General features: G+C 65.7%; 1 protein-coding gene. It reads left to right on the top strand.

Annotation, left to right across the window (positions count from 1 at the left end; translation table 11 throughout):
• Positions 1 to 323: 323 nt before the first annotated feature.
• Positions 324 to 890: Calx-beta domain-containing protein (locus IOD17_RS19240; RefSeq protein ID WP_233686622.1), on the top strand; the 567-nt coding region annotated here is incomplete at both ends.

The raw sequence follows: 890 nt of genomic DNA, 5'->3' as shown, positions 1-890 counted from the left end.
GGCACCTCGACACAACCGGTCAGCTATGCCCTGAGCCTCGGTGGCACGGCCACCGCCGGCAGCGACTACAACGCCACCCTGACCAATGCCAGCTTCAGCAATGGCGTCACGTATGATCCGGCCACCGGCCAGGTCACCGTGCCAGCAGGCGTCACCGGTTTCAGCGTGAGCGTGCCGACCCTCACCGACACCGTCACCGGTGAACCGGTGGAAACCGTCACCCTGACCATCGGCGGTCAAACCGGCACCGGTGGCATCATCGACACCACTGGCGCGCCGACCATCGGCAGCGTCGAAGCCGGTGCTCCAGGCGTAGCCGATGNTTCAGCAATGGCGTCACGTATGATCCGGCCACCGGCCTGGTCACCGTGCCAGCAGGCGTCACCGGTTTCAGCGTGAGCGTGCCGACCCTCACCGACACCGTCACCGGTGAACCGGTGGAAACCGTCACCCTGACCATCGGCGGTCAAACCGGCACCGGTGGAATCATCGACACCACTGGCGCGCCGACCATCGGCAGCGTCGAAGCCGGTGCTCCAGGCGTAGCCGATGACAACGTCAATGAAGGCCAGACCCTGACCTTCAACGTCAGCATCAATGGCACCTCGACACAACCGGTCAGCTATGCCCTGAGCCTCGGTGGCACGGCCACCGCCGGCAGCGACTACAACGCCACCCTGACCAATGCCAGCTTCAGCAATGGCGTCACCTATGATCCGGCCACCGGCCTGGTCTCCGTGCCAGCAGGCGTCACCGGTTTCAGCGTGAGCGTGCCGACCCTCACCGACACCGTCACCGGTGAACCGGTGGAAACCGTCACCCTGACCATCGGCGGTCAAACCGGCACCGGTGGCATCGTCGACACCACTGGCGCGCCGACCATCGGCAGC

This window comes from Pseudomonas anguilliseptica (assembly GCF_021375795.1).
In the GTDB taxonomy this organism is placed as follows: domain Bacteria; phylum Pseudomonadota; class Gammaproteobacteria; order Pseudomonadales; family Pseudomonadaceae; genus Aquipseudomonas; species Aquipseudomonas anguilliseptica_A.
This window is presented reverse-complemented; position numbering and strand designations above follow the sequence as displayed.